Annotated in this window: 14 protein-coding genes and 1 tRNA gene; 11 read left to right on the top strand and 4 right to left on the bottom strand. The window is 63.7% G+C overall.

Annotated features, from left to right (window positions below):
• Positions 1–272: 272 nt before the first annotated feature.
• Both dnaJ and pmtA read left to right on the top strand, forming a co-directional pair.
• Positions 273–1,400 carry a molecular chaperone DnaJ gene (gene dnaJ, locus HNR59_RS04705; RefSeq protein WP_183826651.1) on the top strand — a complete coding sequence of 376 codons (1,128 nt, stop codon included), beginning with the start codon at positions 273–275 and terminating at the stop codon, positions 1,398–1,400.
• Between the two features lie 112 nt (positions 1,401–1,512).
• The gene (pmtA, locus tag HNR59_RS04700) at positions 1,513–2,118 is read left to right on the top strand and encodes a phospholipid N-methyltransferase PmtA (protein WP_183826648.1); all 606 of its coding nucleotides are present in this window, start codon (positions 1,513–1,515) and stop codon (positions 2,116–2,118) included.
• An 11-nt stretch (positions 2,119–2,129) separates the two neighbouring features.
• On the opposite strand, the gene HNR59_RS04695 is transcribed toward pmtA, so the two are convergent.
• Positions 2,130–3,011 (bottom strand): LysR family transcriptional regulator, encoded by an 882-nt coding sequence (locus tag HNR59_RS04695; protein ID WP_183826644.1) that lies wholly within the window; start codon positions 3,009–3,011, stop codon positions 2,130–2,132.
• A gap of 10 nt (positions 3,012–3,021) precedes the next feature.
• Positions 3,022–4,071: a YeiH family protein gene (locus HNR59_RS04690; RefSeq protein ID WP_246374496.1), complete on the bottom strand. Its 1,050-nt coding sequence runs from the start codon at positions 4,069–4,071 to the stop codon at positions 3,022–3,024.
• 248 nt (positions 4,072–4,319) lie between these two features.
• Between HNR59_RS04690 and HNR59_RS04685 the strand changes: the two genes are divergently transcribed.
• From HNR59_RS04685 to HNR59_RS04675, 3 genes are all read left to right on the top strand, one after another.
• The gene (locus HNR59_RS04685) at positions 4,320–4,706 is read left to right on the top strand and encodes a DUF6314 family protein (protein WP_183826638.1); all 387 of its coding nucleotides are present in this window, start codon (positions 4,320–4,322) and stop codon (positions 4,704–4,706) included.
• Positions 4,707–4,784: 78 nt separating this feature from the next.
• On the top strand, positions 4,785–5,234 hold the full coding sequence (locus tag HNR59_RS04680) for a universal stress protein (RefSeq protein ID WP_183826635.1): 450 nt from the start codon (positions 4,785–4,787) through the stop codon (positions 5,232–5,234).
• Between the two features lie 39 nt (positions 5,235–5,273).
• A complete protein-coding gene (locus HNR59_RS04675) occupies positions 5,274–5,726 on the top strand; it encodes a pyridoxamine 5'-phosphate oxidase family protein (RefSeq protein ID WP_183826632.1) in 453 nt (150 codons plus the stop codon).
• Positions 5,727–5,730: 4 nt separating this feature from the next.
• On the opposite strand, the gene HNR59_RS04670 is transcribed toward HNR59_RS04675, so the two are convergent.
• Complete coding sequence (locus HNR59_RS04670) at positions 5,731–6,621, bottom strand: hydrogen peroxide-inducible genes activator (protein ID WP_183826630.1); 891 nt, start codon at positions 6,619–6,621, stop codon at positions 5,731–5,733.
• A gap of 206 nt (positions 6,622–6,827) precedes the next feature.
• On the opposite strand from HNR59_RS04670, the gene katA reads away from it, so the two are divergent.
• From katA to HNR59_RS04640, 6 genes are all read left to right on the top strand, one after another.
• Positions 6,828–8,309 carry a catalase KatA gene (gene katA, locus HNR59_RS04665; protein ID WP_183826627.1) on the top strand — a complete coding sequence of 494 codons (1,482 nt, stop codon included), beginning with the start codon at positions 6,828–6,830 and terminating at the stop codon, positions 8,307–8,309.
• A gap of 173 nt (positions 8,310–8,482) precedes the next feature.
• Complete coding sequence (locus HNR59_RS04660) at positions 8,483–9,763, top strand: RsmB/NOP family class I SAM-dependent RNA methyltransferase (protein WP_183826625.1); 1,281 nt, start codon at positions 8,483–8,485, stop codon at positions 9,761–9,763.
• Positions 9,764–9,828: 65 nt separating this feature from the next.
• Entirely contained in the window at positions 9,829–10,281 is a 453-nt protein-coding gene (locus tag HNR59_RS04655) for a tryptophan-rich sensory protein (RefSeq protein ID WP_183826622.1), read from the top strand.
• Between the two features lie 94 nt (positions 10,282–10,375).
• Positions 10,376–12,718: a Tex family protein gene (locus HNR59_RS04650; RefSeq protein ID WP_246374494.1), complete on the top strand. Its 2,343-nt coding sequence runs from the start codon at positions 10,376–10,378 to the stop codon at positions 12,716–12,718.
• Positions 12,693–13,778: a phosphogluconate dehydrogenase (NAD(+)-dependent, decarboxylating) gene (gene gnd, locus HNR59_RS04645; protein ID WP_246374493.1), complete on the top strand. Its 1,086-nt coding sequence runs from the start codon at positions 12,693–12,695 to the stop codon at positions 13,776–13,778. The genes HNR59_RS04650 and gnd overlap by 26 nt, the downstream gene beginning before the upstream one ends.
• Positions 13,779–14,351: 573 nt before the next feature.
• A tRNA-Phe gene (locus HNR59_RS04640) sits at positions 14,352–14,427 on the top strand.
• A gap of 163 nt (positions 14,428–14,590) precedes the next feature.
• On the opposite strand, the gene HNR59_RS04635 is transcribed toward HNR59_RS04640, so the two are convergent.
• Positions 14,591–15,211: a 2,3-bisphosphoglycerate-dependent phosphoglycerate mutase gene (locus HNR59_RS04635; RefSeq protein WP_183826619.1), complete on the bottom strand. Its 621-nt coding sequence runs from the start codon at positions 15,209–15,211 to the stop codon at positions 14,591–14,593.
• Between the last annotated feature and the right edge of the window lie 5 nt (positions 15,212–15,216).

The raw sequence follows: 15,216 nt of genomic DNA, 5'->3' as shown, positions 1-15,216 counted from the left end.
GCGACAAAAACAGGAAAAGCCCGGTTCCGGCCGGGCTTTTCTGCAACTGTCAGCTTAAAAACGCGGCCATATCTTTGCCGGCTCTGGCATCAGGGCGGTGAAATACCTAAATCGAAGGCCGCAAAAGAAGAGCAGAGTGCCGGTTTCACGCGCGGCAGGCGCGTGAGGGGCCGGAAATATGCCGGGAACAGCGACCTTGGTCGCGCCGAGCGACATCATTGCCGTTTCGGCGATTTGGAGCCATCGGGCAGAAGAACCAGGACAGGCTTTAAATGAAGGTTGATTTCTACGAGACGCTGGGCGTCAGCCGCAGTGCGGACGACAAGGAACTGAAGAGCGCGTTCCGCAAGCTCGCCATGCAGTTTCATCCCGACCGCAATCCGGGCGATGACGCCTGCGAGCATAAATTCAAGGAAATCAACGAGGCCTATGAATGCCTCAAGGACCCGCAGAAGCGGGCCGCCTATGACCGTTTCGGCCATGCGGCCTTCGAGAATGGCGGCATGAATGGCGGTGGCGGGTTTGCGGCCGGCGGCTTTGCCGACATCTTCGAGGACATTTTCGGCGAGATGATGGGTGGCGGGCGGCGGCGTTCGTCCGGTGGGCGCGAGCGCGGCGCGGACCTGCGCTACAACATGGAAATCTCGCTTGAGGAAGCCTTCACAGGCAAGACGGCGCAAATTCATGTACCGGCCTCAATGTCCTGCGACGAATGCTCGGGCTCCGGCGCGAAGCCCGGCACCCAGCCGGTCACCTGCACCATGTGCGGCGGCCACGGCAAGGTGCGCGCATCGCAGGGCTTCTTCTCCATTGAGCGCACCTGCCCTCAGTGTCACGGACGCGGCCAGACCATCAAGGACCCGTGCGGAAAGTGCGCCGGGCAAGGACGCATCACCGAGGAGCGCGCGCTGTCGGTCAACATTCCGGCCGGCATCGAGGATGGCACCCGCATCCGGCTCGCCGGCGAAGGCGAAGCGGGGCTACGCGGCGGCCCATCCGGCGATCTCTACATCTTCCTGTCGGTGAAACCGCACGAGTTCTTCCAGCGCGACGGCGCCGACCTTTATTGCAAGGTGCCGATCTCCATGACGACGGCAGCGCTCGGCGGCTCCTTCGAAGTCACGACGCTCGATGGCAGTCAGACGCGCGTGAAAGTGCCCGAAGGCACCCAGAACGGCCGCCAGTTCCGTCTCAAGGGCAAGGGCATGCCGGTGCTGCGCCAGACGCAGGTGGGCGATCTCTACATTCAGACTGCCGTGGAGACGCCGCAGAATCTCACCAAACGCCAGCGCGAATTGTTGGAAGAATTCGAGCAGCTTTCCAGCCAGGAAAATTCGCCGCAATCGAGCGGTTTCTTCAGCCGCATGAAGGATTTCTTCGAGTCCTTCGCTGAAAAATAAAGGCTGTTCCGCAACCGCCTTTTCCTGACGCAATCAGCAAACAGGCCCGGATTTTTCTTGAACCGGGCTCATCAGATGCTAAGTACCACCATGGGGAGCGCAGGAGATTTGCATGGCTAAGGGAACCGGACTGCGCAAGACGCTTGCGGCAAAGTTCGACGACGAACTCAAGTTCTTCAAGGGCTGGATAGACAAGCCAAAGGCGGTCGGTGCGATCGTTCCCACCAGTTCCGTTACCGCGAGACGCATGGCCTCGGTCATCGATCTCGGGTCCGGTCTTCCGGTTCTGGAACTCGGCCCCGGCACCGGCGTCATCACCAAGGCGATCCTGCGCCATGGCGTGAAGCCGGAGAACCTCTACGCGGTCGAATATTCCGCCGATTTCGCGCGCCATCTGCGCAACAATTTTCCCGGCGTGAACGTGATCGAGGGCGACGCCTTCAATCTCGACACCACGCTCGGCAAGGATGCCGATCTCACTTTCGACGCCGTGATCTCCGGCGTGCCGCTGCTCAACTTCCCGGTTCCGCGGCGTGTGGAATATCTCGACGGTCTTTTGTCGCGCATGCCGGAAGGCCGGCCCGTGGTGCAGATCACCTACGGCCCGATGTCACCGATACCGCCCGGCCGTGGCGACTACACGGTCGAGCATTTCGATTTCATCCTGCGCAATATCCCGCCGGCACGGCTGTGGATCTACCGCCGCCGCACGCACTGATTTTCAGGCCTTCAGCTTTCGCTCACCAGCCGGACGAATTCGCGTTCGGCTGCCGTCTCGTGATGCTGGCTGTGGCGAAGCATGAAGAACTTGCGGCGCGGCACCGGATAGTCCACCGCGACCAGCCGCCCCGCCTTCAGCGCATTCGACACCACCAGCCGCGACATGACCGTCGCACCAGCCCCCGATTCCACGGCCACGCGCACCGACTCGTTGGTGGGCAGCACAAGGCTGATTGAAACATCGGAGAGGCCGTGGCCATGCGCCGCCAGCATCGCCTCCAGTATGGAGCGGGTGCCGGATCCGTGCTCGCGCATCACCCAGGGCGAGGACCTGAGGTCCAGCGCATTTCCGTTTTTCGCAGTCGCCCAGGGATGCGAAGGTGCAACCACCAGCGCCATGTCGTCATCGGCCACCGGCATCACGCCCAGCGCGTGGGCATCCACCTCGCCTTCAACAAAGCCGATATTGGCCTCGCCCTTGCGCACCATGGCCGCCACCGTCTCGGTGTTGCCCATGGTCATGTCCACCGCCAGACCGGGATAGGCGGAACGAAACGCATGAATGATACCCGGAAGCCAGTAGTTGCCGACGGTCTGGCTGGCGGCGAGGCGCAGTGAGCCGACCTTGAGCCCGGCCAGATCGGCCAGCACCAGTTCGGCGCTGGCGGCACGCGCGAGCACGGCTTTCGCCTCGGCGAGGAAGGTGCGGCCGGCATCGGTCAGCGCGATGCGCCGCCCGACCCGGTCGAACAGCTTTGTCGCATAGCGCGCTTCCAGCGCCGAGACGGCAGCACTCGTGGCCGACTGGGTGAGATTGAGATCGGCGGCGGCCCGCGTCACATGCTCGCGCTCGGCGACGGCAACGAAAATGCGCAACTGCTCGAGCGTCATCGCCTTGTTCTCAGACCAGAAGCTTCACCAATACCAGACTGAAGCCAGCGATAAACACAAACGCGGAAAGCGCAAGCAGAAGCGGCCGCAGGCCGCGCGACCTGATCTCCGATACATTGGCGTTCAGGCCCATGGCGGCCAGCCCCATGGTGAGCATCAGCGTGGCGATGAAGGCGACATGCGGGCGCAGCGCATCCGGGATGCCGACAAAGCTGTTCCACACAACCACGGCGATGAAGCCCAGCACGAACCAGGGCATCGGCGCGCGTCCGCCTGCCTCGCCTGCACCGGCCTCGCCTCCCTTTGGCCGACGGGCGGCAAAGCCCATGGCGAAAACCATCGGCGCCAGAAGCGCGACACGGGTAAGCTTGGCTACGGTTCCCGCTTCACCGGCCTGCGGCCCATACTGGAACGAAGCGCCGATTACCTGCGCCACCTCATGGATGGAGGCGCCGGCCCAAAGGCCGAAGGCGTTCTGGTCGAGACCGGCCAGCGCGCCCAGCAGCGGATAGGCCAGCATGGCAACGGTGCCGAACAGCGTGATGGACGCCACCGCGTAAGCAACATCCTCGTCGCGCGCATTGGTGACGGTATTGGCAGCCACGATCGCCGAGGCGCCGCAGATTGAGGTGCCGGCGGCGATAAGCTGGGCAAGCCTGCGCTCGACGCCAAGCAGGCGCGCCACCGCCATGGTGAACAGGAAGGTCGCGGCCAGCGTCACCGCAACGATGCCGAAGCCGGCGATGCCGATCGAAGCGGCCTGATCGACGGTCAGCTGGAAGCCCAGCAGAACGATGGCCAGACGCAGCAATGTCTTCTGGCTGAAACGGATGCCTTCCTTCGTATTGGCGGCAACGCCCACCGTGTTGGCGAACAGCATGCCGATGATGACGGCCAGAATCATGGGGCTGAAGATGACGAGACCCGGCATTTCACGCAGCGAATAGCCGGCTCCGGTAATCACGCCGACCAGCACCAGACCGGGCCAGATTCCACCGAAACGTCTGGCGTTTGGGGCGGCGGCTATCGAGCCCGGCAGAAGGTTCTCGCTTGCAGACAATGCATTCTCCATTTCCTGTCATATGAGGAATGACATTTCCTACATGAGCGATCCAACGCATTATTTGTATCGTAACGTTCGATTTTTCCGAACGATCGCCTTACGGGAACTATTGACGGCTTCTTTTCGGGCTTGCTGCGGGCCGCACTCGCGGCCATGGTGCATGTGATATGCCCTTCGAGACACTTACCTCGCACCAACCAGATCTGCCGCACGCCGTACCTGAGGCTGTGCGGGCGAGTTCTTTCATGGGGCTTTGGCAGGTGCGGCGCAGGCTGGTCGATCATCTGGGTCAGACACACCTTGCCTTCACAGGGCAGGCACGCATCGGTGCGGATAGCTTTACCGAGACGGGCGAGCTTCACAGCAGCCGCGGCGTGATGGAATCGAAACGCCTCTATCTGCTCGCCATGGACGATACGGGCGCCGATGTGCGCTTTGCGGGCGGATCGGACTTCATCCGGCTTGGCCTTGCGCCCGATCAGCGCGTGGTTCATCATTGCGGCGACGACCTTTACGAAGGCCGCTTCCTGTTTCGCAGCCTCGACTGCTTCATCGAGTTCTGGCGCGTTGCCGGGCCCCGCAAGCGCTATGCCAGCCTCACCCGCTACGAACGGATTGCAGACGCGCCATGAACCCGCGACAAGATGCGGCTTGTGCACTGCGGCATAGGGTGGTTCGCTGATCATGGAAGCAGTTCGGGGGTTATGGCGATGTACGAGCACATTCTGATTTCCAGCGACGGCTCGGAGGCCGCGCAGGCAGGCGTCGACCACGGACTGACGCTGGCGAAGAAGCACGGCAGCAAGGTGACGGCGGTCACCGTGACGGAGCCGCTCGGCGGCCAGTTCGCCTTCGCCTCGGAATTGTGGGCGCCCAGCGAAACCGAGATCGCGGCCTTCGACGAATCGCAGGCCCGCATAGCCCAGCGCATTCTTGAACCGATCCGCCGCAAGGCCGAGGCGCTCGGCATCCCGATCGAGACCGTACATATACCGTGGCGACTGGTGGCAGGCGCGCTTTGCGAGATCGCCGAGCAGAAGGGATGCAGCCTGATCGTGATGTCTTCCCATGGCCGAACGGGCATGAACCGGGTTATGCTGGGAAGCCAGACCGCCGAGGTGGTGGCCAAAGCCAAGGTGCCCGTTCTGGTGGTGCGCTGAGGCGGGAAAATTTCGCGTCAAATTCGGGGTGAAAGGAAAATGCCTGTAATCATCACCGAAATGAACCGATCCGAATGCCTGGGCCTGCTGTCCTCACAGCGGCTCGGGCGTCTGGCCTGCTGCCTTGACGGCCAGCCATATGTGGTGCCGGTAACTTTCGCGTCCGACGGAAATTATCTTTACGGCTTTTCGCTGACCGGAAAGAAGATCGAGTGGATGCGCACCAATCCGCGCGTCTGCCTTCAGGTGGATGAATTCGCAGGCCACGGCGAATGGCGCAGCGTGATTGTCGATGGCAAGTTTGAGGAACTGCCCGACCGGATGGGCTGGAAGCATGCACGCGACCATGCGTGGTCGCTGCTCAGCCAGCACGCCAACTGGTGGGAGCCCGGCGGCCTCAAGCCCGCCGACGAGAACCCGACGCCACATGTCTTCTATCGCATCATCATCGAAAATCTGACCGGCCGCAAAAGCGTGACCGAACCAGACTGATTCGTCACGCGGCAACACAGGCTCCAACCGCCTGCGCCAGCGCCTCGATCTCATCCTCGCCCGCGCCATTGCGCCGCCATGCAAGGCCGATCTCGCGCGACGGCTGCGGTTCGGCAAAGGGCACGATGCGGATGTCGTTGCGGGCCGTCTCGGCCGGCACGGCGATCTCCGGGATCAGGGTCATGCCCATGCCGTGCGACACCATCTGCAGCAGCGTGGCCATGGAGGTGGCGCCGAAATTGACGAGGCTGCGCCTGCCGGCCATGCCGCATACGGCCAGCGCCTGGTCGCGCAGGCAATGGCCCTCCTCCAGAAGCAGCAGGCGCCCGGTGTCGACCTGCGCTTCCGTCAGCGGCGACATCAGCACGTCGCTGTCATTCGTGGCGGTCGCCATGAAGAAGCGGTCGCGAAACACCGGCCGGGTGGCGATGCCATCATGATCGATCGGCAGGGCTGCCACCACCACATCCAGCCGGCCCTCGGCCAGATCGGCAATCAGCCGGTCGGTCACGGCCTCCTTCAGCTCAACCTCGATGGCGGGATAGGCGCTGCGCAGATGCGGCACCAGCTTCGGCACGAGATAGGGCGCGACTGTCGGAATGATGCCGAAGCGGACGGGACCGTCGAGCAGCCCTCCGCCGCGACGGACCGCCTGTTCGAGCCGCTCGACGCCGGCCAGCACGCCGCGCACATGTTCCAGCACTTCCTCGCCCTTGCGGGTGAGCAAAATGTTGCCGCGGTTGCGCTCGACCAGCGTGACACCGAGAAAAGCCTCCATCTCCCGGATCTGCGACGACAGCGCCGGCTGGCTGACATGAACGAGTTCGGCAGCACGGCCAAAGTGAAGGACGGATGCAAGCGCCTCGAAATAGCGCATCTGGCGGAGCGTAAGCATGATAAGAAAATCTTATCGAAGATAGTTGGAAATACAATTGGAAATTATCGTGAGGGCATGGGAAAAGTGTTGTTAGAAGAGTTCTAAACAGACACGGGCCGGCGCACAGCCTTTTCCGGTTCGTTGTCATGGCGGTGAAGAAGCCGACGATCATCGTCCGGATCGCCGCCCGATTTTCACGAAGGCAGATCGAAACAGGAGGAACCATGTCTGATCGACCCACGCTGACCACCACCGCCGGCGCGCCGGTGCCCGACAATCAGAACTCGATCACCGCCGGCGAGCGCGGCGGCGTCATGCTGCAGGACTACCAGCTCATCGAGAAGCTGGCCCACCAGAACCGCGAGCGGATCCCCGAGCGCGCCGTCCACGCCAAGGGCTGGGGCGCCTTCGGCACCCTGACCATCACCGGCGACATCTCGAAATACACCAAGGCCGCAGCACTGCAGCCGGGTGCGGTGACACCGATGCTCGCCCGCTTCTCGACCGTTGCCGGCGAGATGGGCGCGGCCGACCATGAGCGCGACGTGCGCGGTTTTGCCCTGAAGTTCTATACGCCGGAAGGCAACTGGGATCTGGTCGGCAACAACACGCCGGTGTTCTTCGTGCGCGATGCCTACAAGTTCCCGGATTTCATCCACACGCAGAAGCGCCATCCGCGCACCAACATGCGCTCCGCCACCGCCATGTGGGACTTCTGGTCGCTGTCCCCGGAAAGCCTGCATCAGGTAACCATCCTGATGTCGGATCGCGGCCTGCCCGTCGACCCGACCTTCATGAACGGCTACGGCTCGCACACCTATTCGCTGATCAACGCCGCCGGCAAGCGCGTCTGGGTGAAGTTCCACTTCAAGACCCAGCAGGGCCACAGGCACCACACCAACACGGAAGCCGAGCAGATCATCGGCCGCACCCGCGAAAGCTATCAGGAAGCGCTGTTCGGCAAGATCGAGAAAGGCGACTATCCCCGCTGGAAGCTGCAGGTGCAGATCATGACGGAGGAAGAGGCCGAAAGGACGTCCTACAATCCCTTCGACATCACCAAGGTGTGGCCGCATGGCGAGTTCCCGCCGATCGACGTCGGCATCATGGAACTGAACCGCAACCCGGACAACTATTTCGCAGAGATCGAGCAGGCGGCCTTCTCGCCGTCCAACATCGTGCCCGGCATTTCCTATTCGCCGGACAAGATGCTGCAGGCCCGCATCTTCTCCTATGCGGATGCCCACCGCTACAGGCTGGGCACCCATTACGAGAACATTCCGGTCAACCAGCCGAAATGCCCGGTGCATCACTACCATCGCGACGGCCAGATGAACACCTATGGCGGCATCCGCACCGGCAATCCGGACGCATACTACGAACCGAATTCCTTCAACGGCCCGTTCGAGGACGCCTCGGCCAAGGAACCGCCGCTGAAGATCGAGGGCGACATGGCGCGCTTCGACCACCGTGTCGGCAATGACGACTACGTGCAGGTGCGCGCCCTGTTCAACCTGTTCGACGACGGCCAGAAAAGCCGCCTGTTCAGCAACATCGCCGCCGCCATGGGCGGCGTGCCGGGTCACATCGTCGAGCGCCAGCTCGGCCACTTCCACAAAGTGCATCCCGACTATGCGGCCGGTGTGCGCAAGGCCCTGAAGGAAGCCCATGGCTACGAGGCCGACACGCTGAGCGCGGCTGAATAAAAGCACGCATTTGCAGGACAAGAGCCGCGGGGTCCCACCCCGCGGCTCTTTCTTTGTCGCTGGCTTTTGTGTCCGGCCTTTGCGTGCGGCAAGGTTCCGGACGGCCAAGGGTTGTGCCGCTGCATCCGGCAGCTTAGACCCTGTGTGAGCTTCACGAACGGATCGAACATCACATGCGCATGGGCGGAAGGCTGGCGGCAGCCATGGAAGTGCTGGCGGACATCGAGGGACGGCAAAGGCCGGCCGCGGATGCGCTGCGCGACTGGGGCATCGCCCACCGCTTCGCCGGGGGCGGCGACCGCGCAGCCATCGGCAACATCGTCTATGACGCGCTGAGGCGCAGCCGCTCCGCCGCATGGCTGTTCGATGATGCCAGCCCGCGTGCGCTCGCCATCGGCGCGGTTCTGCTGGAATGGGGCGAGACGCCGGAGGGCATCAACGCCATGCTGGATGGCGACAAATTCGCTCCCCCGCCGCTGGATGATGCCGAGTTGCGAATCCTGCGCGAAAGACTTTCCGCCGATATGCCCGACGAGGTGCGCGCCGACTGCCCGGACTGGTGCGCACCCCTGATGCAACAGGCTTTCGGCGAAAACTGGACCGACGAAGCGGCAGCGCTCGCCCGTCGCCCGCCGCTCGACCTGCGCGCCAACCTGCTCAAGGGGAACCGCGACACCGTTCTCACCGCACTCGCCGCCACCGGCGCGACCGCCACCGAAATCGCACCGCATGGCATCCGCATTGCCCCGATCGAAGGCAGCGGCCGGCATCCGAACGTGCAGTCCGGCGAGGCCTTCGCCGAAGGGCTCTTCGAGGTGCAGGACGAGGGCTCGCAGATCGTTTCTGAACTGGCGGGCGCGCGCCCCGGCATGCAGGTGCTGGACTATTGCGCGGGCGCCGGCGGCAAGTCCCTCGCCCTTTCGGCCGCCATGCGCAATCAGGGCCAGGTCTTCGCCCATGATGCGCTGAAACCCCGTCTCGCACCGATCGTGGAGCGCATGAAGCGCGCCGGAAGCCGCAACATCCAGCTGGCCGCCGGAGCAAGTGAGCTTGCCCCGCTGGAAGGGCGCATGGACATCGTGCTGGTCGATGCGCCCTGCACCGGCTCCGGCACATGGCGGCGGCGGCCGGACACCAAATGGCGGCTCACGCGCCAGCAGCTCGACCAGCGCATCGCCGAACAGGCCGAAATCCTCGACATAGCCGCCGCCTATGTGAAGCCCGGCGGACTGCTCGCCTATGTCACCTGCTCGGTGTTCAGGCAGGAGAACGGCGAGCAGGTGCAAGCCTTTCTGGACCGCACACCCGGCTTCGCTCCGGAGGACCATGCGAAGCTGTGGAACCGGCATTTCCCCGGCCATGAGGACCGCGCAAGCATCGGCACGGACATTTCCCTGTCGCCGGCCCGCACCGGAACCGACGGCTTTTACTTCTGCGCCCTGCGCCGCACTTGATCGTTGCGGCCTGCGCCCCAGTTTGATGTGGCAGGCGCCATTGCCTGCCATCTCAGGGGCCGACCGTGAACAAATATCTGTCGCTTGGTGTTTTCCTCGTTGCCGTAGTCGGCATCGGCATGTTCATCGGCATCGCGACGCCGCCCGGCGACTGGTATGCAGGGCTTGCCAAGCCGTCTTTCAATCCGCCGAACTGGCTGTTCGCTCCAGTATGGACGATTCTCTACATCCTGATCGCAATCGTCGGCTGGCGCACATGGCAGCGTAATGCGTCCGGCAGCGCAATGAGGCTGTGGCTTGCCCAGATGGCGCTGAATTTCGCCTGGTCGCCGGTGTTCTTCGCCATGCATGCCACGGCGGCGGCGCTCGTCATCATTATCCTGCTTCTCGCCATGATCCTGTGGTTCATCGAAACGGTCCGCGCCGATGACAGGCCCTCGGCCCTCATGTTCGCGCCCTATGCGCTGTGGACAGGGTTCGCCACCCTGCTCAACGCCTCCATCCTCTATCTCAACTAGCATTCGTTATACGCATGGTTTTGTCCCGAAACCGGTTCCCACCCTTGCCGCAGATGCTCTATGGTCGCGGCCCATCAACGATTCCGGGACAGGCATGAAGACCGACATCAAGCGCATCGCAGCGATCATTTCCGCCGAGATCAACGCACGGCCCGATCAGGCCGCCGCCGCGATCACGCTGCTGGACGATGGGGCCACGGTGCCCTTCGTTGCCCGCTACCGCAAGGAAGCGACCGGCGGGCTGGACGACACGCAACTGCGCACGCTTTCGGAGCGACTTGCCTATCTGCGCGAGATGGATGCACGGCGCGACACCATCCTGTCGTCGATCCGCGAGCAGGGAAAGCTGACGCCCGAGCTTGAAGGCAAGATCGCGGGTGCCGCCACCAAGGCCGAGCTTGAGGACATCTATCTTCCCTACAAGCCGAAGCGCCGCACCAAGGCAGAGATCGCCCGCGAGCGCGGCCTTGGCCCGCTGGCGGAAGCGATCCTTGCCGACCGCGCCGCCGTGCCGGCCGATCTGGCCGCCGCCTACATCGCCGACGAGGTGGCGGAGGTGAAGGCCGCTCTCGAAGGCGCGCGCGACATTATCGCCGAGCAGTTTTCGGAGAATGCCGATCTCGTCGGCCGGTTGCGCGGATACATGCATGAACGCGCCGTGCTGCGGTCCCGCGTGGTGGACGGCAAGCAGGAAGATGGCGCGAAATTCTCCGACTATTTCGATCATTTTGAGCGCTGGTCCGGCGTGCCCAGCCACCGGGCGCTCGCCATGCTGCGCGGCCGCAACGAGGACGTCCTGTCGCTCGACATAGAAGTCGATGCCGACGACACCTCGCCGATGCGGCCCACCGTGCGCATGATCTGCGACGCATATGCCATAGGCCGCACGCTTCCGGGCGATGTCTGGCTGGCGGAAGTCGCCGGCTGGACGTGGCGGGTGAAGCTTTCGCTGCACCTGTCGCTGGACCTGATGCGCGATCTGCGTGAGCGGGCCGAGGACGCGGCGATCCACGTCTTCGGCCGCAACCTCAAGGATCTCCTGCTGGCAGCCCCCGCCGGCTCGCGCGCGACCATGGGCCTCGATCCGGGCATCCGCACAGGCGTGAAGGTCGCGGTGGTCGACGGCACCGGCAAGGTGCTCGCCACCAGCACGGTCTATCCGTTCCAGCCGCGCAACGATCTGCGCGGCGCGCAGGCCGAACTGTCGTCGCTGATCCGCAAGCACGGCGTGGAGCTGATCGCCATAGGCAACGGCACCGCCAGCCGCGAGACGGAGCGGCTGGTTGCCGACATGCTGTCCGATATGCCAGCTTCCGGCACGGCATCGAAGCCCACCAAGGTCATCGTCTCGGAAGCCGGTGCTTCCGTTTATTCGGCATCGCAGACGGCTGCCGCCGAATTTCCCGATCTCGACGTGTCGCTGCGCGGCGCTGTTTCGATTGCGCGCCGCTTGCAGGACCCGTTGGCGGAACTGGTCAAGATCGAGCCAAAATCCATCGGCGTCGGCCAATACCAGCACGATGTCGACCAGTTCCGGCTGGCAAAGGCGCTGGACGCCGTGGTCGAGGATGCCGTGAACGCGGTCGGCGTCGATCTCAACACGGCGTCGGCCCCGCTGCTGGCGCGGGTGTCGGGCCTCGGCACCTCGCTGGCGGAAGCGATCGTGCTGCACCGCAATCTCAACGGGCCCTTCGCCACCCGCAAGGAGTTGCTGAAGGTGGCGCGCCTTGGCCCCCGCGCCTTCGAGCAATGCGCCGGCTTCCTGCGCATTCCGGACGGTTCCGAGCCGCTCGACGCTTCGGCCGTTCACCCGGAAGCCTATGATGTTGCCAAGAAGATCGTGGCGGCCTGCGGCCGCGATGTGCGCGCGCTGATGGGCGATAGTGCTGCCCTGAAGGCGCTCGACCCGCGCGTCTTTGCCGACGAGCGCTTCGGCCTGCCAACTGTGCGCGACATCATTTCCGAACTGGAGAAACCCGGCCGCGACCCCCGACCCAGCTTCCGCACCGCGACTTTCGCCGAGGGCGTCGACGACATCAAGGACCTGAAGCCCGGCATGCTGCTGGAAGGCACCGTCACCAATGTCGCGGCCTTCGGCGCCTTCGTCGACATCGGCGTACATCAGGATGGTCTGGTGCATGTCTCGCAGCTTGCCGATCGCTTCATCAAGGATGCGCATGAAGTGGTGAAGGCGGGCGACGTGGTGAAGGTGCGCGTCGTCGAGGTGGATGTGAAGCGCAAGCGCATCGCGCTTTCCATGCGCAAGGATGGCGGAGCCCCGCAGCAGGAGCGGCGTCACAATGACGATGCCCGAGACAATACGGGTCGGCGCGGCTCCCATTCCGCCGCCAAACCCAAATCCGACCGGAGCGGGCAAGGCGCACCCCAGCAGGGCGCATTCGGCGCCGCCCTTGCAGAGGCGATGCGACGCAAATAAGCAGGGGGTTCGGGAGTCAAATCTGGCCCCGGCACAGTTTCGCCGGCGGCATTGCCAAAGGATGCTGGTCATGCAGATCGGAATGATGGGCCTCGGCCGTATGGGCGGCAACATGGTGCGCCGGCTGATGCACGCGGGTCATGAATGCGTCGTCCACGACATCGACCCCAAGAGCGTCGCGGCGCTTGCAAGCGAAGGGGCTGTTGGCGCTTCCTCCATGGAGGAGCTGGTCGCAAAGCTCGACAAGCCCCGCCACATCTGGCTGATGCTGCCGGCTGCCATCACCGGTGGCGTGGTGGAGCAACTCGCCGCCCTCATGGAGCCCGGCGACACCATCATCGACGGCGGCAACTCCAACTACCGCGACGCGGTGGACCTTGCCGCGCGCCTCGCGGCGCAACAGATCAGCTTCGTCGATGTCGGCACCAGCGGCGGCGTGCACGGGTTGGAGCGCGGCTATTGCCTGATGATCGGCGGACCGGATGAATCGGTGCGTCAGCTCGATCCCGTCTTCGCCACGCTCGCCCCTGGCGGCGACGACAGTGCGCCCGGAACCGCTGCGCGCGGCTATCTGCATTGCGGCCCGAGCGGTGCCGGTCACTTCGTCAAGATGGTCCATAACGGCATTGAATACGGCATGATGGCCGCCTATGCCGAGGGCTTCAACATCCTGAAGGCCGCCAATGCCGGCAAGCAGGAACGCAGCGCAGACGCCGAAACCAGCCCGCTTTCCGAACCGCAATATTATCAGTTCGACATCGATGTCGGGCAGGTCGCGGAAGTGTGGCGTCACGGCAGCGTCATCAGCTCATGGCTGCTCGACCTGACGGCCGATGCGCTGGCCGGCGATTCCGAACTGTCGCAGTTCGGCGGGCGCGTCTCGGATTCCGGCGAAGGGCGCTGGACGGTGAAGGCCGCCATCGACACCGGCGTGCCAACGCCGGTGCTGTCGTCGGCCCTCTACAGCCGCTTCGCCTCGCAGGGCCATTCGGTCTATGCGGAAAAACTGCTCTCCGCCATGCGGCTGGCCTTCGGCGGCCATTTCGAGAAGAAGGGCTGAGGCGGCCGCCTCACCACCTCATCGGCGGCACATGATGGACGGGCCTGCGCGGCCCGCCTGCCCCGTATGGGACCGGCGTAAAGCACCACGGACAGCGCGATGCCGCGCGCGGCAGATCACGGTTGCAGCCTCTGCAAACGGGGTCGTTCTGAATGGAAATCATGGAAACGCTCCTTCTGAGCAACGCAAGGCGCTGCGGGAAATGAGCCGCTTTCAGGCTTGTCCCGGTGCGAAAAGAGCGCGGCCGTCAGGATTCAGTCGCTTCGCCCCGGGCTATCTGCCGTGCTTTGCCGGCAAGCCTCGTCATTCGTATGAAAGTTTCCATGCACATGGCCGAAAAGCTGACCTCCAATAGCGGCTTTTCAAGGGCCGGAAGACTGCGGCGTAGGCATTTTCTGCTTTTATTCCAGCATGTTGGAGGCATCCCGATGTGACACGTCATGCAGAAATCGACAGGCAGGGCGACAAAGCGAAGAAAAGAGGCAGCAAATAGCCTCAAGGCGGCTGGACAGCCGAGAATCTCGTGCTATAACCCACGCGCTCTCGCAGAGTTTCCATGCCCTGCCGAGATCGGCCCAGGTAGCTCAGTTGGTAGAGCATGCGACTGAAAATCGCAGTGTCGGCGGTTCAATTCCGTCCCTGGGCACCACTGTTCCCCTCTCAGGACATTTTCTGGACTTCTCACGACTAATGGTCGCGCCTCTTTGTGATCGCCCGCCACTCGTGACGCGCCTCACTCGCAAAAAAGAGCGACCGGCGATGTTTCAGTTTCGCCGGCCGCGCCTCGGTTCATTGCTTCAGCAAGGCTGCTTTCAGCGGTCGAGAATCTCTTTAGACGCCACGGTGGAATCGGCGTTCAGGCGGTAGATGATCGGCACGCCTGTGCCCAGCTCCACCTTCACCACCTCTTCGCCCGTCAGCCCGTCCAGCGCCATGATAAGGGCGCGCAGCGAATTGCCGTGGGCGGCGACCAGAACCGTCTCACCGCGCAGCACATGCGGCTGCATGTCGTGCAGATAGTAGGGCCACACGCGCGCGCCGGTATCCTTCAGGCTCTCGCCGCCGGGAGGGGGAACATCGTAGGAGCGGCGCCACACATGCACCTGATCCTCGCCCCACTTGTCGCGGGCATCGTCCTTGTTGAGGCCGGCGAGATCGCCATAGTCGCGCTCGTTAAGCGCCTGGTTGCGCACCGTCTCCAGATCGCTCTGGCCGACAGCGTCGAGAATGTGCTGGCAGGTCTTCTGGGCGCGCTGCAGATCGGAGGTGAAGGCGATGTCGAACTTCAGCCCGCGCTCCTTCAGCTTCTGTCCGGCAGCGCGCGCCTCGCCATGGCCCTGATCGGTCAGATCGACGTCGCGCCAGCCGGTGAACAGGTTCTTCAGGTTCCATTCGCTCTGGCCATGACGCACGAGCACGAGGGTTCCGGACATGTTTG

The organism is Aquamicrobium lusatiense, from assembly GCF_014201615.1.
Lineage (GTDB): Bacteria > Pseudomonadota > Alphaproteobacteria > Rhizobiales > Rhizobiaceae > Mesorhizobium > Mesorhizobium lusatiense.
Note: the sequence above shows the minus strand (reverse complement) of the source record. Positions and strands in the feature narration are given on the sequence as shown.

Coding starts and splice junctions, on each gene's coding strand:
- HNR59_RS04680 (WP_183826635.1), top strand. CDS start 4,785: ATGTACGAGCACATTCTGATTTCCAGCGACGGCTCGGAGGCCGCGCAG.
- HNR59_RS04685 (WP_183826638.1), top strand. CDS start 4,320: ATGGGGCTTTGGCAGGTGCGGCGCAGGCTGGTCGATCATCTGGGTCAG.
- HNR59_RS04695 (WP_183826644.1), bottom strand. CDS start 3,011: ATGACGCTCGAGCAGTTGCGCATTTTCGTTGCCGTCGCCGAGCGCGAG.
- HNR59_RS04670 (WP_183826630.1), bottom strand. CDS start 6,621: ATGCTTACGCTCCGCCAGATGCGCTATTTCGAGGCGCTTGCATCCGTC.
- pmtA (WP_183826648.1), top strand. CDS start 1,513: ATGGCTAAGGGAACCGGACTGCGCAAGACGCTTGCGGCAAAGTTCGAC.
- dnaJ (WP_183826651.1), top strand. CDS start 273: ATGAAGGTTGATTTCTACGAGACGCTGGGCGTCAGCCGCAGTGCGGAC.
- HNR59_RS04650 (WP_246374494.1), top strand. CDS start 10,376: ATGAAGACCGACATCAAGCGCATCGCAGCGATCATTTCCGCCGAGATC.
- HNR59_RS04635 (WP_183826619.1), bottom strand. CDS start 15,211: ATGTCCGGAACCCTCGTGCTCGTGCGTCATGGCCAGAGCGAATGGAAC.
- katA (WP_183826627.1), top strand. CDS start 6,828: ATGTCTGATCGACCCACGCTGACCACCACCGCCGGCGCGCCGGTGCCC.
- HNR59_RS04660 (WP_183826625.1), top strand. CDS start 8,483: ATGCGCATGGGCGGAAGGCTGGCGGCAGCCATGGAAGTGCTGGCGGAC.
- HNR59_RS04675 (WP_183826632.1), top strand. CDS start 5,274: ATGCCTGTAATCATCACCGAAATGAACCGATCCGAATGCCTGGGCCTG.